Below are 22,339 nucleotides of genomic sequence, written 5' to 3'. Positions count from 1 at the left end.
AATGTGTTGTCAACTGAATACAGGCTTATGCGTTAAATTAGGTTGGACAATAAAGGATGAGGGTTTAGCGAGGCTTTTGCAGAAGACGGCCAAGCTGGATAAGTTTCTAGCAGGCTTAAAAAAGAAAAAATATGGTCATGTAGAGTTTGCAAAGAAACAAATGAGGAGTGTTAGGCCTTGTTCAAAAAATAAGGTTGCTTGTTTACTTAGCGTCAGGTCGGATTAATAATTATTCTAAACAGTAGTTGTTAGGAAGCTCCCGACGGGCTAATAAAATTTGTTTCATGGCATCAGGGTCCTTTAGGTGAGTCATTTCGCCTTCTTTTGGAAAGTGCACGTCTCTTAAGCGCGATAACCAAAATCTAAAAGCAGCTGCACGTATTACAATAGGCCAGTGTCTAACTTCGTCTTCTGTCAGCGGTCTAATAGCTTGGTAAGCAGACATAAAGGCTTTAAAGCGAGTGTTGTCTAAGGAGCCATTAGTGTTGATGCACCAGTCATTTACAGCAACGGCTATATCGTAAGTAAAATAGTCATTACAGGCATAATAAAAGTCAATAATGCCGGATAGCTGGTCGCCAGAAAATAAGGCGTTGTCTCTAAACAAATCGGCATGGATAACGCTTTTAGGTAGACCTAATGTGTCATAGGGGGCCTGAAAAGCCAATTCGCTGTTGATAAGTTCAGCGGAATCTTGGTCAACTAATGGTAACAGTAATTCTGCCGCTTGTTGTCGCCAGTGAGCGCCTCGACTATTGTCGCGATAAATGTCTAGTTCTAAGCTGGCTAAGTGTAAATTTGCCATTGCCTGACCAATAACGGCGCATTGAGTCGAATTGGGGCTGTCAACATCAGTGCCGGCTAACTTTTCTACCATGGCTGCCGGTTTACCATTTAAGGTAGATAGGTAATTGCCTGCTTTATTGAGGATCGGTTGTGCACTAGGGACATCCTTGGCTGAGACAAAAGCCATGATCGTTAAAAAGTAGGGTAACTCTTCTGCTTTTAATTCCTCAAACAGCGTTAATACATATTGGCCGCGGGTGGTTGTTACAAAATAGTTGGTGTTTTCAATACCGGAACTAATACCTTGAAAGCTAACAAGGTGGCCCAAATCGTAATGTTTTAAATGAGCGACCAGCTGGGCGCGCTCAACGACCGTATAGACAGACATAACTTAGAAAACCGCTTTGGAACTACCAGCTAAACAGTAACCATTGGGGAATGTTCATGCCTTTTTCTAAGTCTGAACGGCGCGTTTCCAAATTGCCATCACCGTCGGTATCCACCATATAATAAGCCGGTGCGTTTTTAGGTGAAATTTTTACCATGTAAACATTGCCGTTAACACTGTACTCAGTAATCGTTTCTTTCTCTTTACGGGTGATTGTAATGTCAGGTGACATATTCTCACCGCTGACAATTTGTGAAGGCAGTTCGGGCGGCTCAGGAACAACAGTCGGTCTTGCATCTTCTGCCGTAGCGTTTGATAAATACATCAGTAGTAGGGCTAGAATAATGGGTAAGCAGCGGCGCATGATTTTCCTTTGGAATAAAGTGTTTCTCCAATTATGACACTAACTGGTGAGTTTTTACAATTTGGCTTTGTTTTAGCGGTTTTAAAGCTCTAGCAGTATTTCTTCTTCTTCGGCAGAAGGCGCAAATCCACGCTGCTCGTAGAAGTCAAAAATAGCTGTTAGCACCTCCTCGGGTGTTTCACAAAGCTGAAATAGATCGAGGTCTTCTTTTTTAAGGGTTCCTGTTGCCACTAAGGTGTTTGAAAACCAATCAATTAGGCCGTTCCAGAATTCTTTATTAACGAGAATAATGGGTATCTTTCGAGTCTTGCCTGTTTGAACCAAGGTTAAAATTTCAGCCAGTTCGTCTAAGGTGCCGTAGCCACCCGGTAAGACAACGTAAGCGGTGGCGTATTTGACAAACATGACTTTACGGGCAAAAAAATGTCTGAAATTTAAGCTGACGTCTTGGTAAGGGTTGGACTGTTGTTCATGTGGTAACAGAATATTAAGCCCTATACTTGAAGACGGGCCTTTAAAGGCGCCTTTATTGGCAGCTTCCATAATGCCAGGGCCGCCACCGCTAATAACAGAAAAGCCGGCGTTGGATAAGGCAAGGGAAATGGCTTCGGCGCGTTGGTAATCAGGGTGATCTTCATTGAGCCGTGCAGAACCGTAGACACTGACGGCAGGCTTAATGTGTGAGAGCTGTTCAAAACCATCGACGAATTCGGCAATAATTTGAAAAATTTTCCATGCTTCGCGTTTTTGATCGCTCATCTGCTGCTCCTGTTTTTTATAACATGGTAATCGGTTTGCGCAGTATAAGGCTAAATTAAAGGATCGATGTTGCTTGAGTGAAACTTATGTTCTTTGCTCGATACCCTTGGGTATAATCTTGCGTATATAAATATTGGATAGGTTCATGGCTGAAAAAACATTGGTATTGGTAGATGGCTCTTCTTACTTATTTCGTGCCTATCATGCACTGCCATTATTAACAAACTCAAAAGGTGAATACACCAACGCCATTTTAGGCGTAACAAACATGCTTAAAAAACTGGTTGAGACGTACCCAGAGGCATATTTTGGAGTCATATTTGATGCCCCAGGAAAGACGTTTCGTAATGATATGTATCCTGAGTATAAAGCCAACAGGGCGTCAATGCCTGACGAGTTGCGAGAGCAAATTAAGCCATTACATCAGTTAATAAAAGCAATGGGGCTACCTTTAGTTATGGAGCCAGGTGTTGAGGCGGATGATGTGATTGGTACATTGGCTAAGCAGGCCGAAGAGGAAGATCTTAATGTTGTTATTTCAACAGGCGATAAAGACATTGCGCAGCTGGTCACCAATAAAACGTCATTAATTAACACAATGAATAACCAATGGCTGGACGAAGAAGGCGTGAAGGAAAAGTTTGGTGTGCCGCCTAACATGATTATTGATTATTTAGCCTTGATGGGCGATACCTCCGACAATATTCCGGGTGTGCCTAAAGTGGGACCAAAAACGGCTGCAAAGTGGCTCAATGCATACGGTTCACTGGATGAAATTATCGCAAGGGCTGATGAAGTAAAAGGCAAAGTGGGTGAGAGTTTGCGTGATCACCTTGATGCGATTCCGTTATCAAAAGAGCTCGTAACGATTAAATGTGATGTACCGTTAGATAAGGCTCCGGCGGATTTAATAAGAACGCAGCCGGATACAGAAACCTTAAAGGAGATGGTAAGCCATTATGAGTTTAATTCATGGTTAAAACAGTTGGGTGGAACAAAGGCGTCGACCGTTGCCAGCGAACAGGTGGATGAGAAACCGTTACCGGCAAAAACTGAATTAACCGTAGAAACGATTCTAGATGAAGCAACATTTAACCAATGGTTGGCAAAGCTGACAGAGGCAGAGTTGTTTGCCTTTGATACCGAAACAACACATTTAAACTATACAAAAGCGTTGGTCGTGGGTGTTTCATTTGCTATTGAAGCAGGTCATGCGGCCTATGTTCCGTTGGCTCATAGCTATCCCGGTGCGCCACAACAACTGTCTAGGCAATGGGTGTTGGATCAATTAAAACCCTTATTAGAGTCAGAAAGTGCTCGTAAGGTCGGTCAAAATCTTAAATATGATGCGAACGTGCTTGCTAATCACGGTATTAGCTTGGCGGGAATTTATCACGATACTATGCTTCAGTCTTACGTTTTAAATAGCACTGCATCGCGGCACAATATGGATGCTTTGGCTGAAAAATACTTGGGGCAAGAAACTATTCATTACGAAGATGTGGCGGGTAAAGGCGCAAAACAAATATGTTTTGATCAAGTGTCTATTGAGCTGGCAGCACCTTACGCAGCGGAAGATGCTGATATTACGTTACGTTTACATCAGCATATTTTTCCTCAGTTAAAGCAAATAGACAGTTTGGCAACGGTCTATGAAACGATAGAAATGCCACTGGTGCCTGTGTTAGCCAGAATGGAGCAAACAGGGGTGTTGGTTGATGAGCAAATGTTAAGTCAGCAAAGTGGCGAATTAACCGCCAGCATTAAAGCCTTGGAAACGCAGGCCCATGAGGCTGCGGGCCAACCATTTAATCTGGGGTCGCCAAAGCAAATCCAAGAGATTCTGTACGATAAATTAGGCTTGCCAGTCCTAAAGAAAACACCCAAGGGTCAACCTTCGACGGCAGAGAGCGTTTTGCAAGATTTAGCCGTTGACTTTCCCTTGCCGCGCTTGATTCTTGAGCACCGTAGTTTGAGTAAGTTACGCTCAACCTATACCGATAAATTACCAAAACAAATTAACCCAGTAACTGGGCGTGTGCATACTTCCTATCACCAAGCGGTTGCGGCAACGGGACGATTATCTTCATCTGATCCGAATTTACAGAATATTCCGGTACGCAGTGAAGAAGGTCGAAGGATTCGCCAAGCATTTATTGCAGAGGAAGGCTTTACTGTCATGGCAGCTGATTATTCACAAATTGAGTTGCGGATTATGGCGCATTTATCGCAGGACACGGGTCTTTTGCAAGCCTTTAAAGAGGGTTTAGATGTGCATAAGGCAACAGCAGCAGAAGTGTTTGGTGTGCCCGTTGATCAAGTTGAGACTCATCAGCGCCGTTCGGCTAAGGCGATTAATTTCGGCTTAATTTATGGCATGTCTGCGTTTGGTTTAGCGAAACAGTTAGATATTGATCGCGGCGCTGCTCAAGGCTATATCAATTTGTATTTTGAAAGGTATCCAGGCGTAAAACAATATATGGACGAAACACGTGAGCTGGCGCGTGAGCAAGGGTATATTGAAACGTTATTCGGTCGACGTTTATACCTGCCTGATATTCTGGCTAAGAATGGACAACGTAGGCAGTATGCCGAAAGAACAGCTATTAATGCGCCCATGCAAGGAACAGCGGCAGATATTATTAAGTTAGCCATGTTGTCGGTGGATAATTGGTTGCAAGTTGATAAACCTGCTGTGCGAATGGTGATGCAGGTGCATGATGAATTAGTGTTTGAAGTCGAAAACAGTTATTTAGATCAGGCCGCGAGCATTATTCAACAAAAAATGAGTGGGGCAGCATCTTTGGATGTGCCATTAGTCGTGGATGTTGGTATGGGTAAGAACTGGGATGAAGCGCATTGATCGGTGATATGTTTGCTGTAACTGAACAGAGTTTTGAAGGAGAGGCGCGTGTTGAAAAAATACTTAATGTTGAACTTTTTTTAAAACGCGCAGTCTATTCAGTTGTATCTGTAAAGATATACTTGCTCATAAACTTCCCCTCCCCTTGAGCAAGTTTCCGGTTAGCAATAACCGGGTTTTTATAAGGCTCTAGGCTATTTGTATGGTTCTAGAGCTTTTTTTTGCCTATTATTTTTGTACATTAAGGTGCTCATCCAACCAGTTATGTAGTTGTTCGACACCTTCTTTTTTTAGCGAAGAAAATAGCTCAACTTGTACATTTCCAGGTGAATCTTTAAGTTGTTTTTGAACGGCAAATAAAGTGTTTTTAGCGTTATTTCGATTAAGTTTGTCGGCCTTGGTTAGGGCTACAAAGACGTCCAAATTTAGATGAGTAGCATAGTCAATCATTTGCCTATCGTACTCACCTAAAGAGCGGCGGATATCGACGAGTAAAACCAGACCGTGCAGTGCCTGCCTTTTTTCTAGGTAGCGCTCAAGCTCAGTTTGCCACTGTTGCTGAATTTTAGGCGGGACTTTAGCGAAGCCATAGCCGGGTAAATCAACAAGACAGCGCTGATCATCAAGCTTAAAATAGACAAGTTGTTGAGTTCTGCCGGGCGTTTTGCTGGTTCTGGCGAGGCTTTTTTGGTTGGTCAATGTGTTGATGGCGCTGGATTTTCCAGCATTAGATCTACCAGCAAAGGCCACCTCATATTCAACCCCTTTAGGAGTTGTTTTGAGGTTGGGAGCGTTTAGTAAGTATTCTGCGCGGTGATAAAGAGGGTTCATGTTACAAGCCAAGCGATAAATTTGTTTATTGTACCGGAGCAAGCAATTTGCAGTGGGGATAACAACAAATCACTTAGAAAAATACTAAATTCAATTAAATTTATTGTAAAATTACGCGCTAGTCTAGCGTTAAGCTAAATATATTGGAGAAATAAAGATGAATAAGGTGTTACTGGCGATAGCCGTTTTACTGCTATCAATTACTGGTCAATCATGGGCGGGTGATGCGGCAGCAGGTAAAGCAAAATCAGCGCAATGTGCGGCTTGCCATGGTGTGGCTGGCATTAGTCCTATGGGTATTTACCCTAATTTAGCGGGTCAAAAAGAACAGTACTTGGTAAAGCAAATAAACAACTTTCGTTCAGGCGTGCGCAAAGACCCTTCAATGCAGGCGATGGTTAGTGCTTTAACTGACGATGACGTGGCGAATCTTGCGGCATATTATGCTGGAATTAAATAAATAAGTAGGCTTGGAATGATGATGAAATTGAACATATTATTGGTTTGTTTTTTTACTGCCTTAGTATCAACGAATGCTTTTGCCGTTGGTGATATTGAAGCCGGCAAGGCGAGTGCAGCAGTTTGCGCGGCTTGCCACGGTCAAAATGGCATCAGCTCCAATCCGATGTGGCCAAAGTTAGCGGGGCAGCATGCTTATTATATTGAAAAAGAACTGCACGACTTTCGAAGTAAAAAACGAAATGACCCAACAATGGCGCCAATGGTTGCCGGTTTGACAGATGTTGATATTGAAAATTTAGCGGCTTACTTTGCCAGCGTGCCGTCAACGGTTGAGGCGGCTAGCGCAGATAAAATTAAGCTGGGCGAAAAGATATACCGTGCTGGAAAGGTTGATAATGGTTTACCGGCTTGTATTGCATGTCATGGCCCTAATGGGGCAGGTAGTGCGCCAGCGCGTTTCCCACGTATTGGCGGTCAGCACGCAGCTTATTTATCTAAAGCGCTGAAGGATTTCAAAGCAGAAACACGAAATAACGATCATCAAGCAATGATGCGTGACATTGCTGGTCGGATGAACAATAAAGAAATTGAAGCAGTTTCATCATATATTTCTGGTTTGCACTAAACGAACGTTTTTTCTGCAAAAAGGGGCAGTTTGCTGCCCCTTTTTGCTATTAGCTTAGTGCTTGCGCAAGCGCGGCCTAAAATTTCTTATGAAAAATCCACAACCAGCGACAAGTACTTCGTCAGTTAGAACCTCAGCCTTGTTGTTGAAGTTTATGGGGTCGATGAACTTGGCGATAACCCTTTTAGTGGCGCTATCTATAGCGGCCATTATTGGGACGGTTTTACAGCAAAACCAGTCATACACAGACTATATAATAAAATTTGGACCCTTTTGGTTTGATGTGTTTAATCAACTTGGGCTCTATGATGTTTATTCATCCAGTTGGTTTTTATTTATTTTGCTTTTTCTGGTGCTCTCTACCAGTACTTGTATTTATAAAAACGCGCCAAATATGTTGCGCGAAATGCGTGAATATAGGCAAAATGTCCAACTTAAAACCTTGGAGAATTATTCAAACACCTATAGTTGGACGTTACCTCAACCGATGGCTGATGTGCAGCATGTTACGCAAAAGATATTCTCACATAATGGCTATAGTGCTCGGCTGAAAGAGGGTGAGTCTTATACCTTGATTGCTGGTATGAAAGGTGGGGCTAGCAGACTGGGCTATATTTTAACGCACGTAGCTATTGTGCTTATCTGTATTGGCGGCTTGATAGATGGTAATGCAGTCTTGAAAGCACGAGAAATGTTGGGTCAAATCATACCTGAAACTCAAAACATTGTAGCCAATGAGGTGCCTGAGGTCAGTCGCTTAGGTATTAATAATCAGTCTTTTAGAGGCAGTGTTTCGATACCAGAAGGTCGTCAAACAGATGTCTTGTTTCTTAACTATAAAGACGGTTACTTGGTGCAAGAGCTGCCTTTCACGGTGGAAGTTAAAGATTTTAGAATAGAGCATTATGAAAGCGGTCAGCCGAAATCATTTGAAAGTGATTTGGTGATTTATGACGAGCGCTTGGATCAACCCTTAGAGCAAACTATTTCCGTTAATCATCCGTTAATCTACGATGGGTATTCTATTTATCAGGCCAGTTTTTCTGATGGTGGCTCTAAACTAGAAATGCTTGCTTGGCCACTAAACGGCGAAAGTAATGTAGGTAAAAAGGTGGATACTAAGGTTGGTGCGGAAGTACCAATAAATTTATCTGGTGAGAGGTGGATTCTAGAACCATCTGATTTTCGATTATTTAATATCAATCCATCGGCTGAGGCGGATAAAAAGTTTGAAAATGCAGGCCCTAGCGTACAGTTTAAAATGCGTGACAAAACGGGCGAAGCGAAAGAGTATTTAAACTATATGGTGCCAGTAGAAAAAGAAGGTGCATATTATTATTTAAGTGGGGTGCGTAGTTCACCGGCTGAGGAGTTTAGGTATTTGTATATTCCCGCAGACGATAAAGGCAGTATAAAACGGTTTATGAATTATCTGCATGCGCTTGGTAATGAAGAGTTGTTGCGTAGAATAGTAACAGAGCAAAATTTTGCCGGTTCGACCTTACCGTCTACTGATGCTGCGCAATTAAACGAAGCGATGATTAAATTGGTAGGGCTATTTATTGAAAATGGAATGGATGGCGTGATCGATAATGTTGAGAAAAATGTACCAGCTGATAAACGTGAAGAAGTCACCAAACTTTACGTTAGGGTGCTTCAACAAATGTTGGGCGCAGTATATGTTGATGTATTGTTGAATGAAGGCGTAGATGTCAGCTTAGGTATAGATGAAAAAAAGGCTGAGTTTTTTGATGCTGCCTCGGCTGCAATGAGTGCAATTGGCCGTTATGGCTCACCAGTCTATTTTCAACTTGCTAGCTTTGTCCATTTGCAAGCGAGTGGCTTGCAAATTGCGAAGGCACCAGGGAAGAACTTAGTTTACCCGGGCTGTGCGATGCTGATATTAGGGGTGTTCTTAATGTTTTATGCCCCTCAGCAGCGGTTATGGGCACGACTGGAAGAAAAAGATGGCGGGCTAAGGTTTGTTTTGGCCGGTCATGCGATTAGAAATAAATTAGACTTTTCGAAACAATATAAACAGATCCAAGCACAGTTTGATCGTGTTTTAACAGGTTAAGGTAACGATATGAACAGTACACATGCAGCGTTGCAACAAGAATTAGATCAGCAATCTTTTTGGAAAGGGCTCGGTATAGTTGATTGGGTGTGGGCGATTATGGTGTTGCTTGGCAGCGGATATGCCTATGCGAGCTATGCCTCGTTAATGGATGTATATGAGCAGGTTATTTTATTTTCAACCGGTATCAGTTTAGTTGCCTTAGGTTGGCATTGGAAAGAAATTAGGGGGCTGTCACTGGCAGTTTTTTTACTCAGTATTTTTGGCATTAGTCGCTACACAAACGGGCTGACTGATGTGGAGACGGATTTCTTTTTGCGGTTTTTGGTATCAAGTCAATCAGCTATTATGTGGATGAGCGCACTGTATGTGCTTGCAACGGTTACTTACTTTATTGCGTTTTTTGCACGTTCAGACTTTATAGGGAAAGTTGCCAGCGCGATGACCTGGTCGGCAACAACAATGGGTTTGGTTGGGTTAATGGTTCGTTGGAGAGAGTCATACCTTATCGGCTTAGATGTTGGGCATATCCCAGTGAGCAATTTGTATGAAGTGTTTATTTTATTTTCAATTATTACGGCCTTGTTGTATTTGTTTTACGAGCGTCGTTATCAGACACGCATGTTAGGCGGGTTTGTACTGCTAATTATTAGTGCAGCGGTTGCCTTTTTGCTTTGGTATGCGTTTGATAGAGATGCCGCCGATATTCAACCATTAGTGCCGGCCTTACAGAGCTATTGGATGAAAATTCATGTGCCAGCCAACTTCGTTGGTTACGGTGCGTTTGCCTTAGCTGCTATGGTAGCAACTGCCTATTTAATTCGTGTCAGAGCGGAACGACTTAACTCGAATAGTATTGCAATGGCCTTGCCTGCGTTAGATATTCTTGATGACCTTATGTATAAATCCATTGCTCTAGGGTTTGCATTTTTTACCTTGGCGACCATTTTAGGCGCGTTATGGGCGGCTGAAGCATGGGGTGGTTATTGGTCTTGGGACCCTAAAGAAACTTGGGCCTTAATTGTTTGGTTGAATTATGCAGCTTGGTTACATATGAGGTTAACAAAAGGTTGGCGTGGAAAACCGATGGCTGCATGGGCCATTGTTGGTCTGTTTGTTACCTTGTTTGCCTTTTTGGGTGTCAATATGTTCTTGTCTGGTTTGCATTCATACGGCGAACTTTAGCGTTATCAATTTTAGGAGAGAATAATGAATAAACTATTGGTCTTATTGAGTATTTTTTTTATATCAGCAGGTTCTTCTTTTGCCGCAGACGTTGAGTTTAAAGAAGGTGTTGATTATCAGCTGATTAAACCTGCTCAACCCACAGATGATTCAAGCCGCCTCGAAGTATTGGAAATCTTTTGGTATGGCTGTCCGCATTGTTACCACTTTGAACCTACATTAGATCCTTGGGTAGCAAGCCTTCCTGCCGACGTAAATTTTGCTCGCTTGCCTGCGGTTTTCAATGAACAGTGGGAGCGACATGCACGAGCCTACTTCGCAGCCGATATCTTAGGCGTATTAGATGAGTCACATGGTGCGTTATTTCATGCTATGCATGCAGAAAAGGCAGTCATTAATACAGTCAATCAACTGGCTAACTTTTATACGAAGTATGGAATAGATGAGGCGTTATTTAAAAAGACCTACCATTCCTTTATTGTAAATACAAAAGTAGCAAGAGCGAAGGATATGGTTGACCGTTATGGCGTAACAGGCGTACCGGCTATAGTGGTTGAAGGTAAATACCTTATCACAGGGTCAATGGCGAAGAGTTACCAGAACATGTTGAAGATTATGGATTACCTGTTGGCTAAGGAAAGAAAAACAAAATAAATTCACAGTGCGGTGATTTAGCGACAGTTCTTGTTGATAAAGTCGTTAAGTTGTTCGCGCTGGTTGTTTCTATCTTCGTCAGTTAAGCGAGAATAGTTCCCCTCAGCGTCTTTGTATAGACGATTACCGCCGTAATCTAGCTCAGCAAGTTTCTTTTTACTGGCATCGCAGTTTTCATTACGGCGCCTGTTTTCATCAGCCTGTTGCTGTAGTTTGTCGCGGGCCGCTTTACGTTCAGCATTAGATTCAGCTATTTTGTTAGCACTGTCTTGAATTGATTGTTGTTGCTGAGTAGGGTCAACAGAACTGTTTGTTGATACAGCGATTTTTTGCACATTAATGGACTTATCCAGCGGGGGTTGTTGCCCGTAGTGCGTTTGGCCTTGGTGGTCAACCCAATAATAAATTGCAGTGTGGGCAAATTGGGTAAAAAGCAAGCAAAAACAAAACATCAAAGCGCGATACATAGGTAAGTCCTTATGATTATGTAGGATTAGTGTCTTTTGGTTAAGTATATAGCACTGTGTGACTAATGAAAGAGCTTGACCAAATGCACAAAAGTTAGTATTTTGTCCAGTTCGATTTCATGTTGTAATCGAATTTATTTTAGATCGAATCAAATCAGTTGAATTTTGGAGAATCATTGTGGAGCTAAGTGGCGGTGAAATCGTCATCCAATCCTTAAAAGATGAGGGTGTGGAATACGTGTTTGGGTACCCTGGTGGGTGCGTATTACATATATATGATGCTATTTTTAAGCAAGAAGATGTGAAACACGTGTTGGTCCGTCATGAGCAAGGTGCTACTCATGCGGCCGATGGTTATGCGCGCTCGTCAGGTAAGCCTGGTGTGGTACTTGTTACCTCTGGCCCCGGTGCGACAAATGCAGTAACCGGCATTGCTACAGCCTATATGGACTCAATTCCTCTGGTGGTGATCACTGGGCAAGTGCCTCGAGCAGTTATTGGTACCGATGCTTTTCAAGAAGTTGATACAGTCGGTATTACTCGCCCGTGCGTAAAACATAATTTCTTGGTAAAGGATGTTGCCGATATTGCTGAAACGATGAAAAAGGCGTTTTATTTGGCTATGTCAGGTCGCCCAGGCCCTGTTGTGGTTGATATCCCTAAAGATATAACAGACCCTGATATTAAGGTGCCTTACCAATATCCTGAAGAAGTAGTCATGCGTTCTTATAAACCAATAATTAGTGGCAATATTGGTCAAACAAGAAAAGCAATTGAACTGATTAAAGCAGCTAAACGCCCTGTAATATACAGTGGTGGTGGCGTTATTTTAGGTGAAGCTAGCGAAGAATTTAGACGGCTTTGTAAAACGTTGAATTTCCCTGTTACTCAGACCTTAATGGGCTTAGGGGCTTTTCCAGGCACAGACCCGCAGTCTATAGGAATGCTGGGTATGCATGGTACTTACGAAGCGAATATGGCAATGCATGATAGTGATTTAATTATTGCTATCGGCGCTCGGTTTGACGATCGGGTAACAGGTAAAATTGCCGAGTTTTGCCCAAATGCCAAAATCATTCATATTGATGTGGATCCGGCCTCTATTTCTAAAACCATTACGGTTGATGTGCCTATTGTTGGACAGGTAAAACCTGTTGTATTAGACATGCTTGCACAAATAGAGAGTTTAGGTGAAACCTTTGATCGTGAGCGTATTGCTGATTGGTGGCGACAAATAGACGAATGGCGTGCAGTAGATTGCATGGCATACGATAAGAACAGCGGCACTATCAAACCACAATATGTTATCGAGCAACTGTACAAGGTAACGAACGGTGAAGCCTTTGTAACATCGGACGTGGGCCAGCACCAAATGTTTGCCGCACAATTTTACCCGTTTGATAAACCTCGTCGTTGGATCAATTCTGGTGGCTTAGGAACAATGGGTTTTGGTTTGCCGGCGGCGATGGGTGTAAAGTTTGCTAACCCAGAGGCTGATGTTGCTTGTGTAACCGGCGAAGGAAGCATACAAATGTGCCTGCAAGAGTTATCGACTATGTTGCAATACGATACCCCCGTGAAAGTGATTAACTTAAACAATGGTTATCTAGGCATGGTGCGTCAATGGCAAGAGTTCACTTATAAAAGTCGTTATTCGCATTCTTACCTTGAGGCATTACCAGACTTTAAAAAGTTAGCAGAAGCGTATGGTCATGTGGGTATTCAAGTGACTAAAAAAGAAGATGTAGAGCCGGCGCTAAGGGAAGCCTTTGCGATGAAAGATCGTACGGTTTTTCTAGACTTTTTAACAGATACAGAAGAAAACGTATATCCAATGATTGAGGCAGGTAAAGCTCATAACGATATGGTAATGGCGCCAAACTCAAAGTATAAAAGGATATTGGCATGAGTCGTCAGCATATTATTTCAGTCTTATTGGAAAATGAAGCCGGTGCCTTGTCGCGTGTTTCAGGCTTGTTTTCTGCTAGAGCTTACAACATTGAGTCCTTAACGGTTGCACCGACTCAAGACCCTACCTTGTCTCGACTAACATTGGTAACCGTTGGCAATGATGAGACAATTGAGCAAATTAAAAAGCAACTGAATAAATTAATTGATGTGGTGAAGTTAATTGATTTATCAGAGTCCTTTTCATTAGAACGCGAGCTAGTTTTGCTGAAGGTGAAAAAGAATGATGCCATGTTGCAAAAAATTGACAGTTTAGGCACCGATTCATCAGCCCGTATTACCGATGAAACGGATGGCTATTTGATTGTTGAATTATCAGGCGAAAAAGCTTGGTTGGATGATTTCTTGTCTTCATTGGAAAATGAAGTTATTGATGTTGTTCGGACCGGTGTCATCGGTTTGTCTCGTGGTGAGAGATCGTTAACGCTGTAACAAGTTAAGTGCGGCGTCTTGCGCAGGCAGGACGGTTAAATTTTAATAAAATTAAGGAAAAAGATGAATATTTACTACGATAAAGACGCGGACCTTTCAATCATTAAAGGAATGACAGTAGCTGTTATTGGTTATGGTTCACAAGGCCATGCGCATGCAAATAACCTAAAAGATTCTGGCGTTAATGTTGTTGTTGGTTTAAGAGCTAGCTCAAGTTCAGTGGCTAAAGCACAAGAAGCTGGCTTAGCGGTTAAAGAAGTGGCTGAAGCGGTAGCATCTGCTGACTTAGTAATGATTTTGACTCCGGACGAATTTCAATCTCAGTTATATAAAGAAGAAATTGAGCCAAATATTAAGCAAGGTGCTGCATTAGCATTTGCACACGGTTTTGCTATTCATTATAACCAAGTGGTACCACGTGCTGACTTAGATGTGATTATGATTGCACCTAAAGCGCCTGGACATACCGTACGTAACGAATTTAAAAACGGTGGTGGTATTCCCGATTTGATTGCTGTTTTCCAAGATGCATCTGGCAAAGCTAAAAATATCGCCTTGTCATACGCATCAGCAATTGGCGGCGGTCGTACAGGTATTATCGAAACAACCTTTAAAGATGAAACAGAAACTGACCTATTCGGTGAGCAAGCTGTTTTATGTGGTGGTACGGTTGAACTTGTTAAAATGGGTTTTGAAACATTGGTTGAAGCCGGCTATGCACCAGAAATGGCGTACTTTGAATGTTTGCATGAGTTAAAACTTATTGTGGATTTAATGTACGAAGGTGGCATTGCAAACATGAACTACTCGATCTCAAACAATGCTGAGTATGGTGAGTATGTAACCGGTAAGAAAGTGATCAATGACGAATCTCGTGAAGCAATGCGTGAAACGTTAAGAAACATTCAAAATGGTGAGTATGCTAAACAGTTTATTGTTGAAGGGGCGACTAACTACCCATCAATGACAGCAAACCGCAGAAATAATGCGGCACACCAAATTGAGCAAGTTGGCGGAAAATTACGTGAAATGATGCCATGGATTACTGCCAATGCTTTAGTTGATAAAACTAAAAACTAGGTCGTTTTTTTAAAGACTACAAAAGCGGCCGTTTTAACGGCCGCTTTTTTTTGTCATTATATAGATGATGCTAGGCTATACTAAAAATACAACCAACGGAGTTAGTACTTGATGAAACAAACACCCCCTCCATCCAAAGGGCTGTATTTACTGCCAAACCTATTTACAACCAGCGCCTTGTTTGCTGGCTTTTATGCGATTACAGGCGCAGTTAATGGCCATTTTGAAATAGCTGTTATTGCTATTTTTATTGCCATGGTGCTGGATGGCCTTGATGGCCGTGTTGCACGCATGACCAATACTCAAAGCGAGTTTGGTGCACAATACGATAGCTTGGCTGACTTGGTTTCATTTGGTGTGGCACCTGCAGCAGTTGCTTATTCGTGGGGGCTGTCGTCCTTAGGCAAGTTTGGTTGGATGGTAGCCTTTGTATATGCAACGTGTGGTGCATTACGTTTAGCACGCTTTAATGTTCAGCATAACATTGCTGATAAACGCTACTTTCAAGGGTTAGCCAGCCCAGCTGCCGCTGCCCTAGTGGCCGGCTATGTGTGGTTAATGGAAGACTACCAATTAACAGGCACCGCGGCGACGGCAGGCTTACTAACAGTCACCTTATGTGCGGGTTTATTAATGGTTAGTAACATTCGTTACCATAGTTTCAAAGAGCTTAATTTTACGGGCAAGGTGCCTTTTGTCGTTGCCGTGATTGTTATGCTGGTTTTAGCCTTAATCTATGCTGCGCCTCCGTTAATATTATTTATTATGTGTTTAGTGTATGCCTTATCTGGACTAGTACTAACGATGCGCTTATTGCGCCGAACACAACGCGATAAAACTGAATGACAACATCCAATAGGCAGCTAGCCTACTTGGATCTGATGGGCGTTCAAGTTTGGCAAGAGAGGAGCAGGCAAGAACAAGTAATCGCCGAAGAAGTCAGTGACGACGTTACAGCAAACACCCTTCAAGAGCTTTACGAAATAGCGTCAAACTGCCAACGTTGTGAGGCTTCAGCTGTTAGGAACCAGCTAGTGTTTAGCGATGGCCCAATGCACGCCGACTGGCTCATCGTTGGTGACTTTCCAACACAACAAGATGATAGAGAAGGGCGGCCATTAACTGGTGACGTGGCTCACTTATTATCAGAAATGTTATTGGCGGTCGGGGTTAAAAAATCGACAGTTCATTTAACAAACAGTGTTAAGTGTCGTTCAGCTAATGTTGAAGCGGAAAAGGTCGAGTTATTATCGTGCCGAGCTTACTTGATTCGTCAAATAGAATTGGTAAAACCACAGCTTGTCTTTGTATTGGGTGAAAAGGCAGCACAAAGCTTACTAAAATCAAACGAATCGTTAAGCCACCTAACAGGAACAGTGCATAAGGTTGATGATGTGCCCACACCAATAGTGGTCAGTTGTCACCCACGCGATTTATTAAAAACACCTTCAGCCAAAAGGCAAGCTTGGGACGATATACAACTGGCAAGAACGCTGGTTAGCAAGGCTTGATGTTAACTAAATTAAAATCGTTGCTGAGTTTAACTGGCCCTCAAGTGGATTATTTACGCCCATTAAAAACACACGATATTCCCAAAGTTCTGACAATTGAGCGGCAAATGTATAGCTACCCTTGGAGTGAAGGCATCTTCAAAGACTGTTTAAAAATTGGCTATTCAAATTGGGCCTTTATTAAAGACGGTCAGTTCGTAGGCTATGTTATTTTATCAGTCGCAGTTGGCGAAGCGCATATCTTAAATATATGCTTGGACCCTGCCTACCAAGGCAAAGGATTAGGTCGACAATTTCTAAAAGAAGTGCTGATTATCGCGAAGAAAAAAAATGCAAACAGTGTTTTCTTAGAAGTAAGACCCTCCAATACAGCAGCCGTTCAACTCTATAAAACCGCCGGTTTTAAAAAAATTGGCAAACGTAAAAATTATTACCCAGCAGCCGATGGTAAAGAAGATGCTTTGGTCTTATCGTTGGATTTAACATCAGATTCTGCGTAAAAAGCTCCTTTGGCATTATTAGCTAACAATCGCTTGCCGTATAATGCCAAATCATTATTTTAAGTAGTTAATCAGCATGTCTAGCGAATTTAAAAAACGGCGAACGTTTGCCATTATCTCCCACCCGAATAAAGTTACCTAAGCCAAGTTAAGACAACAAAAGACATATTTTTCATTAAAAACAAAATGTTATAACGCGTCTTTGGTTGTCCTATCACCATCTCAAGACAGTCTGTGTCATCCTCAGTCAGAAGAAATTTGTACAAATTCTCGTACAAATTTCGTTGTACAAACCTTCCTTAAAAAATTTGTACAAACAGATCCGCAAAGCGGGCTAAGGACTGAAAGGTGGCACTGACTGAAACATGGCTAAAAGCCAACAATAGAAAACTGAGAGACAAAGCCGCAGAGAAAACAGATCGTGATGGTCTGAGCGCTAGGTTGTCTCCGAAAGGTAAAATTACCTATACGTTGCGTTACCAGTATTTTGGTAAAGCTGGCCGTGTAGATCTAGGCTCATACCCACTGATGAGTTTAAAGGAAGCGAGAACAGAAGCGCAGCGCCTTAAAAAACAGCTTGAGCAGGGACATGACCCCAAAGTGGTGCGCTTGCTTGAGAAGCAAGCCATTATCGCCGCTGAATCGCTCACAGGGCTTTTTGATTTATGGTATGAGGCATATTGCATTCATAACAAAAAAGGCCACACAGAAATCAAGCGCAGCTTTGAAATTCATGTGTTTCCAAAGCTCGGCAAATTGCCAGCCGAGAAAATCACATTACATGCATGGCTGGAAATCTTAGAAGCACTCGCTAAAACCAAACCTGCAATCTCTGAGCGTATTTTGGTGAATGCTAAACAGCTTTATAAATTCGCGATGAAACGCAAACTGGTGCCAATCAACCCGCTGTCTGACATCTACGCTAAAGAAGATTTACAAATCCAGAAACGCTCTACCGATCGTGTCCTGAATGATGATGAAATCAAAATGCTTTGGTTGGCGGTCAATAATTCCCGTATCACGCCAAAGAACAAACTATTTGTAAAGCTCTGCCTAATCTATGGTTGCCGCAATGGCGAACTGCGACAGGCCGAAAAACAGCATTTTGATTTTAAAGCGGGGATCTGGACGATCCCACCTGAAAATCACAAGCTCGGTATGAAAAGCGGCAAGCCGTTATTACGGCCAATTACGCCATCTATCGCAGTCTATTTAAAACAAGCTTTTGCACTGAGCCCTGATAGCCAATATGCCTTTACCAATGATGGTTCAGACGAGGTTATGGGCATTCGTGCGCCATTGGCGCTGCCATATAACATCATGCAGCACCTACGCCGTAATGAAAGCTATGAAATGGCACATTTCTCAATGCACGACCTGCGCCGCACTGCACGTTCACGCTTTTCGACGCTCACCAGCTTCCACGTGGCCGAAGTCATGCTCGGCCATGCTGTGGGTAGTCAGGTGGCGCGGGTTTATGATCATTATGATTATTTGGCAGAACAAGCCGAAGCTTATGAAGCGTGGTGTGAAAAGCTATTTGCGCTAGTGGATGATAGACCGCGAAGCCCTGTGTACGAGCCTGATAAGATTGTGGCGTTCAGGAAAAGAGCTTTTTAGTTTTTTATCTTAATACAGGTTTGGGTCAAAATTTTGGAAGCTCCATGAGTAGGACAATCGTGAAGGATGACGAGGATGGCCGCCTTTTAGGAGCTCTCCATAATTGACCCATGTCCCGTTTAACTCACGAACAAGAGCATCGATCTGATGGAAGGCCGCTGTCAGATATTCTCTTGTGACAATGTTTCCACCCCATGCTGCCCAGAATACGGGAGAGCTATCTAGACTTGCTTGTTTTCTAATTTCTTCAATATTTCTTTTAATCAGGCCTTTATCAACTGAAATAGGAAGGTTGCTTGGGTCTGTCGATCTATGAGGGTATAGATTTGCCATGACAAATCCATCAAAGCTATTTAGCTTTGCAACTTTCTCCACTTTTGCGACGGTTGTGTCTGATTTTTCTTTGTTTGCTGTACTCGGATTCAAGCCAATAACAAATAGCTTACGCTTACCTTCCTTGCCTAAAATAAAACGCGCAGTATCTTGATCATTTGATACATATAAATTGTACATGAAATACCCTTTTTCTCTTTAGAGTATCTAAATTCAATTAATTCATCATTAACTTTAAGGCCTAGTTAAAAAAACGGGTGCTGTAATTGCACCCGTTTTTTTGAGCTATTTTAATGCCAGCGTCGAACTGGCGTTGGTGGGCTGGCGTTAATGCCGCCCCAGCGGCTATTCTCGGATCGTTCTATTTCAAGCGCTTCCCATTCTGTCACAGCATCCGCGCACCATAGGTTAAAGCTGCCTGCTTGCCTGATAAGCGGTTGCGGGAATGGGTTTTCTTCGCGCGTCATGCGCCGAAAAATGGTGCGTGACGAACAGCGAAAGCGCTGGCATAGATCCTTAGTTGATAAATATTCTCTAACCATGATTATTCCCCTTTAGTCTTCAGGGCTGATCACATCAGCCCTGTCATTCGTTTTAAAAATAACCGTATCCAGCGCGTTTCTGGCTGCCGATAATGTCGGCATCCAGCCAATGGCCGCTAAGTCATTGGTGTAAGCTCTGGATGTCACATTTAAGGTCGCGATAAACCAGCCGATTAAAGGCAGCAATATAAAGCCAGCCATACAAAACCAGCGCTCATGCACATAGAGGTAGCTTTGAAAGTTACTGAGTAACGCAAAGCTACCAAGCGCTATGGGCAGTGAAAACCAAAGCAGAGGCCGCTTGATGGCGATTTTTTCAATATCGCTTATGCGATAGGTGCGGCGCGCTGTTTTAAACAGCGCTGTGCTCACAATAATGTCGTCTTTGCTATAAATTATTTTTTGCATGATGTTATTTCCCCGTTAGTAGTTTGCGCCAGAATTTAATTTTTTCAGTTACATTCTTAATAGTGTTGATTGCTTCAGCCTCGCTACGCTTTTTCTCTAGTGCTTTGCGTCTTGCGTAGCTCACGCCGCAGGTTTCATCCAAAGCTACATAGGCATTGGCTAAAACGTCTTGATATGGCTCTGCCAAATGTTTCAGGGTTGCGGTGTATAAAGCCGCTTCCATTAATCCAGTTTGCAATACTTGTCGCCCTAAACGTTCGCGCAAACAGTTGTTTACTTGGTTTGGCAGTGAACTGTCCTGCACGTAGAAACGTTTGCTATCAATAGTGATAATGCGCGGCGTTAATGCAAAATAGTGCACGCTATACCACACAAGGCAGCCGCCAATGATGGGTAGTAGCCAATCTGCACATTTTTCGAGTAATACGTTAAACATGGTTGTTCTCCTTTATGTCTGCTAAGTGCTGCACTGATACAGCAGGTAAATAAAAATGCTCGGTATAACGGTCACTCTGAGCGCCCATATCCAAAGCAGCAGCTTCAATATCGATCCCAAAAACCACGAGAGCGAAAATCGGTAGCGCTTTTTCTTACGAAAGCGCACAGTCAGTTTTTGCATTAGTGCACCTCCTTGTAGCGAATATTCATTTGCGTATTAGGGGGAAGCTTTCCACCTTCAAGCGGATTTTCATCAAGCGCGGCATGCCATGACTTCACTAGGTTGTATGGCAGCCGTTCTGCGTATATTGGCGCTACGCCACTGACCAAAATGATTTGATCGGTATTGGGCATGCGCAGCACTTCTTCTGGTCGCATTAAGGCGCGGGTCGTTTCAGCAATAGAGTCTTTTAGATCTGCATCAGGACTGGTTGCCGACGTACCAAAGCTATGGGTTTTAATAGTGTGGTTGCCCAGCATGTCTGATATTTCTTTTGCTTCTTCAAGCGATGAAACACCAAAAAATTGCTTGAGATCAGTTTGAGAATAAAAGGTCTGGGTCGCTTCCTTACCATAGATGCGTGACACTTCACTTTTTGCCTGACAGATAAACTGGCAGCGCAAGCCGTAGCCGCGTAAAGCGGTTAAGTCATTAGCAAGACCAGGCAATGGAATGTTCGTTGCTTCATCCAACAGGAAATGCACAGGCACATTGCCTTCAGTGCGGATCAATGACTTGATGGCCGCTTTAGTGACAAGGCCAATCCATGGCGCATAGGCTGCGCGGCGGTCATAGCGTGACATAATGTATACGCTGGTTTTTTCCTGTTTTAGCGCCTCAAAGGTAAAGTCACTTTTACTCACTGACTGCGCCAGCGGTGTAGAAGGGCTAAACGGCATAAGCACCTGCAATGCACCTGTTAGAAAATCAGCAAAGTAATCTTCTTCTGCATCCAGCAGGCCAGAGGCAAGCAACGCAATATCACCGGATAAAGCCGTTGAATTTGCAGCTTCTTCAAGCAGCTCTTTTAAACGCTTGGCGCTACTGACAATGCGAAACAATTCAGGCAAGGTACAGCACGCTGGATTTTCAGCCGCCAGAAACAGCATGGCGGTTAAAATCATATTGCGAGAACCGCTACGAAAGAACTTGTTCTTATCGCCTTCAGCAGGCTCAGGCAAAAGCTGATGCACTAACTCTTGCGCGTCTGCTAAGGCGTTTTGATTCATTGGCGGATACGCCATATCATCAATCACCATTTGCAGCGGGTTAAAGCAGCTATTAGGAAAGCCAAATAGCTGATCTGGATTGAGGTAAAACACTTTGTGTTTATGCTGCGCCTCACTCATTCGCGCAGTCATCGCGGCAATCTCACCTTTAATGTCAGTAACAACTACCGAGACCGCCTCGCTGTTGCCTTTCTCATCGCTTACACGATAACCGTGGAGCTTTGACGGCAAAGCAATTGAAATCGACTTGCCTGAGCCAGCAGGCGCTACGCATAAGGCATGGGTAAATTGGTAAAACATCGGTCGACCATTGAAGCAGCCAATAGGTACGCCATTATTCGGATCAAACAAACCAGCAGATTCGATGTCTTTTTCGCTAGCAAAGCCAGCTTTACCAAATTTTTCAGACGGTGTTTCCGCCGCTTTTAAAAGTAGATACTGATAATGGCCATGCAGCCATAAAGGCCATGATTCTGAAATGTTCTTCCAGCTACGATAGGCGCAAAATGCGGCTGTTAGTTCGGCAAGTATTGGCAGCTCAGCGCGGTGATAAACACAAGCGCTGGCTGATAAGCCCCAAAACACTGCCCAACTGACAGGTTTTAGGATTTTGGACAGATCTTCTCTACGGATCATATAAGCCTCCATGCCCCTGATGTCTCAGGAGCTAACTGGTTAAAATAATTTTTGAAGGCTTTGCAAAGCTAAGACGATAATAACCAAGCGGTGACAGCATGCCAGCGCTTCGCCGAAGCTTGCCAAGCAAATTGCCCCGCTTGTAAATTCAGGTATGATCTAGGGCTTTTTAAATAAAGT

23 protein-coding genes are annotated in these 22,339 nt (G+C 43.0%); 13 read left to right on the top strand and 10 right to left on the bottom strand.

Features of this window, described 5'->3' with window-relative positions:
• Positions 1-229: 229 nt before the first annotated feature.
• From CYCME_RS12155 to CYCME_RS12145, 3 genes are all read right to left on the bottom strand, one after another.
• Positions 230-1,174 (bottom strand): homoserine kinase, encoded by a 945-nt coding sequence (locus CYCME_RS12155; RefSeq protein ID WP_016390391.1) that lies wholly within the window; start codon positions 1,172-1,174, stop codon positions 230-232.
• Positions 1,175-1,196: 22 nt separating this feature from the next.
• The gene (locus CYCME_RS12150; protein WP_015005009.1) at positions 1,197-1,538 is read right to left on the bottom strand and encodes a DUF2782 domain-containing protein; all 342 of its coding nucleotides are present in this window, start codon (positions 1,536-1,538) and stop codon (positions 1,197-1,199) included.
• A gap of 81 nt (positions 1,539-1,619) precedes the next feature.
• Positions 1,620-2,297: a TIGR00730 family Rossman fold protein gene (locus CYCME_RS12145; protein ID WP_016390392.1), complete on the bottom strand. Its 678-nt coding sequence runs from the start codon at positions 2,295-2,297 to the stop codon at positions 1,620-1,622.
• A 145-nt stretch (positions 2,298-2,442) separates the two neighbouring features.
• On the opposite strand from CYCME_RS12145, the gene polA reads away from it, so the two are divergent.
• A complete protein-coding gene (gene polA, locus CYCME_RS12140) occupies positions 2,443-5,160 on the top strand; it encodes a DNA polymerase I (RefSeq protein ID WP_020933205.1) in 2,718 nt (905 codons plus the stop codon).
• A 228-nt stretch (positions 5,161-5,388) separates the two neighbouring features.
• Here polA and yihA read toward each other — a convergent pair whose 3' ends face one another.
• The gene (yihA, locus tag CYCME_RS12135; protein WP_015005012.1) at positions 5,389-5,991 is read right to left on the bottom strand and encodes a ribosome biogenesis GTP-binding protein YihA/YsxC; all 603 of its coding nucleotides are present in this window, start codon (positions 5,989-5,991) and stop codon (positions 5,389-5,391) included.
• Positions 5,992-6,148: 157 nt separating this feature from the next.
• Between yihA and CYCME_RS12130 the strand changes: the two genes are divergently transcribed.
• The 5 genes from CYCME_RS12130 to CYCME_RS12110 all read left to right on the top strand — a co-directional run bounded on the left by CYCME_RS12130 (position 6,149) and on the right by CYCME_RS12110 (position 10,994).
• Positions 6,149-6,451: a c-type cytochrome gene (locus CYCME_RS12130; RefSeq protein ID WP_015005013.1), complete on the top strand. Its 303-nt coding sequence runs from the start codon at positions 6,149-6,151 to the stop codon at positions 6,449-6,451.
• Positions 6,452-6,466: 15 nt separating this feature from the next.
• The gene (locus CYCME_RS12125; protein ID WP_015005014.1) at positions 6,467-7,078 is read left to right on the top strand and encodes a c-type cytochrome; all 612 of its coding nucleotides are present in this window, start codon (positions 6,467-6,469) and stop codon (positions 7,076-7,078) included.
• 88 nt (positions 7,079-7,166) lie between these two features.
• A complete protein-coding gene (locus CYCME_RS12120; protein ID WP_026362539.1) occupies positions 7,167-9,155 on the top strand; it encodes a cytochrome c biogenesis protein ResB in 1,989 nt (662 codons plus the stop codon).
• A 9-nt stretch (positions 9,156-9,164) separates the two neighbouring features.
• On the top strand, positions 9,165-10,340 hold the full coding sequence (gene ccsB / locus CYCME_RS12115; protein WP_015005016.1) for a c-type cytochrome biogenesis protein CcsB: 1,176 nt from the start codon (positions 9,165-9,167) through the stop codon (positions 10,338-10,340).
• A gap of 24 nt (positions 10,341-10,364) precedes the next feature.
• Positions 10,365-10,994, top strand: coding sequence for a thiol:disulfide interchange protein DsbA/DsbL (locus CYCME_RS12110; RefSeq protein WP_015005017.1), 630 nt, complete (start codon positions 10,365-10,367; stop codon positions 10,992-10,994).
• A gap of 17 nt (positions 10,995-11,011) precedes the next feature.
• Here CYCME_RS12110 and CYCME_RS12105 read toward each other — a convergent pair whose 3' ends face one another.
• Positions 11,012-11,461, bottom strand: coding sequence for a DUF4124 domain-containing protein (locus CYCME_RS12105; protein ID WP_020933203.1), 450 nt, complete (start codon positions 11,459-11,461; stop codon positions 11,012-11,014).
• Positions 11,462-11,639: 178 nt separating this feature from the next.
• Here CYCME_RS12105 and CYCME_RS12100 point away from each other — a divergent pair, with 178 nt between their 5' ends.
• From CYCME_RS12100 to CYCME_RS12070, 7 genes are all read left to right on the top strand, one after another.
• Positions 11,640-13,370 (top strand): acetolactate synthase 3 large subunit, encoded by a 1,731-nt coding sequence (locus CYCME_RS12100; protein WP_015005019.1) that lies wholly within the window; start codon positions 11,640-11,642, stop codon positions 13,368-13,370.
• On the top strand, positions 13,367-13,861 hold the full coding sequence (gene ilvN, locus CYCME_RS12095) for an acetolactate synthase small subunit (protein WP_016390397.1): 495 nt from the start codon (positions 13,367-13,369) through the stop codon (positions 13,859-13,861). Before CYCME_RS12100 ends, ilvN begins: the two co-directional genes overlap by 4 nt.
• A 63-nt stretch (positions 13,862-13,924) precedes the next feature.
• Positions 13,925-14,941 carry a ketol-acid reductoisomerase gene (ilvC, locus tag CYCME_RS12090; protein WP_016390398.1) on the top strand — a complete coding sequence of 339 codons (1,017 nt, stop codon included), beginning with the start codon at positions 13,925-13,927 and terminating at the stop codon, positions 14,939-14,941.
• A 111-nt stretch (positions 14,942-15,052) separates the two neighbouring features.
• The gene (pssA, locus tag CYCME_RS12085; protein ID WP_015005022.1) at positions 15,053-15,787 is read left to right on the top strand and encodes a CDP-diacylglycerol--serine O-phosphatidyltransferase; all 735 of its coding nucleotides are present in this window, start codon (positions 15,053-15,055) and stop codon (positions 15,785-15,787) included.
• Positions 15,784-16,452, top strand: coding sequence for a uracil-DNA glycosylase (locus CYCME_RS12080; protein ID WP_020933202.1), 669 nt, complete (start codon positions 15,784-15,786; stop codon positions 16,450-16,452). Before pssA ends, CYCME_RS12080 begins: the two co-directional genes overlap by 4 nt.
• Positions 16,452-16,952: a ribosomal protein S18-alanine N-acetyltransferase gene (gene rimI / locus CYCME_RS12075; protein ID WP_051184146.1), complete on the top strand. Its 501-nt coding sequence runs from the start codon at positions 16,452-16,454 to the stop codon at positions 16,950-16,952. The genes CYCME_RS12080 and rimI overlap by 1 nt, the downstream gene beginning before the upstream one ends.
• Positions 16,953-17,300: 348 nt before the next feature.
• On the top strand, positions 17,301-18,572 hold the full coding sequence (locus CYCME_RS12070; protein WP_020933200.1) for a tyrosine-type recombinase/integrase: 1,272 nt from the start codon (positions 17,301-17,303) through the stop codon (positions 18,570-18,572).
• Positions 18,573-18,581: 9 nt separating this feature from the next.
• Here the strand turns inward: CYCME_RS12070 and CYCME_RS12065 are convergent, their stop codons facing one another.
• The 5 genes from CYCME_RS12065 to CYCME_RS12045 form a co-directional block, all read right to left on the bottom strand.
• A complete protein-coding gene (locus CYCME_RS12065) occupies positions 18,582-19,085 on the bottom strand; it encodes a DUF1643 domain-containing protein (RefSeq protein ID WP_020933199.1) in 504 nt (167 codons plus the stop codon).
• 110 nt (positions 19,086-19,195) lie between these two features.
• Positions 19,196-19,447, bottom strand: a complete 252-nt coding sequence (locus tag CYCME_RS12060; RefSeq protein ID WP_020933198.1) for a hypothetical protein — start codon at positions 19,445-19,447, stop codon at positions 19,196-19,198.
• A gap of 12 nt (positions 19,448-19,459) precedes the next feature.
• Complete coding sequence (locus CYCME_RS12055) at positions 19,460-19,855, bottom strand: hypothetical protein (RefSeq protein ID WP_020933197.1); 396 nt, start codon at positions 19,853-19,855, stop codon at positions 19,460-19,462.
• Between the two features lie 4 nt (positions 19,856-19,859).
• Positions 19,860-20,291, bottom strand: a complete 432-nt coding sequence (locus CYCME_RS12050) for a hypothetical protein (RefSeq protein ID WP_020933196.1) — start codon at positions 20,289-20,291, stop codon at positions 19,860-19,862.
• A 182-nt stretch (positions 20,292-20,473) separates the two neighbouring features.
• Complete coding sequence (locus tag CYCME_RS12045; protein WP_020933195.1) at positions 20,474-22,159, bottom strand: type IV secretory system conjugative DNA transfer family protein; 1,686 nt, start codon at positions 22,157-22,159, stop codon at positions 20,474-20,476.
• Positions 22,160-22,339 lie beyond the last annotated feature (180 nt).

This window comes from Cycloclasticus zancles 78-ME (assembly GCF_000442595.1).
GTDB lineage: Bacteria > Pseudomonadota > Gammaproteobacteria > Methylococcales > Cycloclasticaceae > Cycloclasticus > Cycloclasticus pugetii.
Note: the sequence above shows the minus strand (reverse complement) of the source record. Positions and strands in the feature narration are given on the sequence as shown.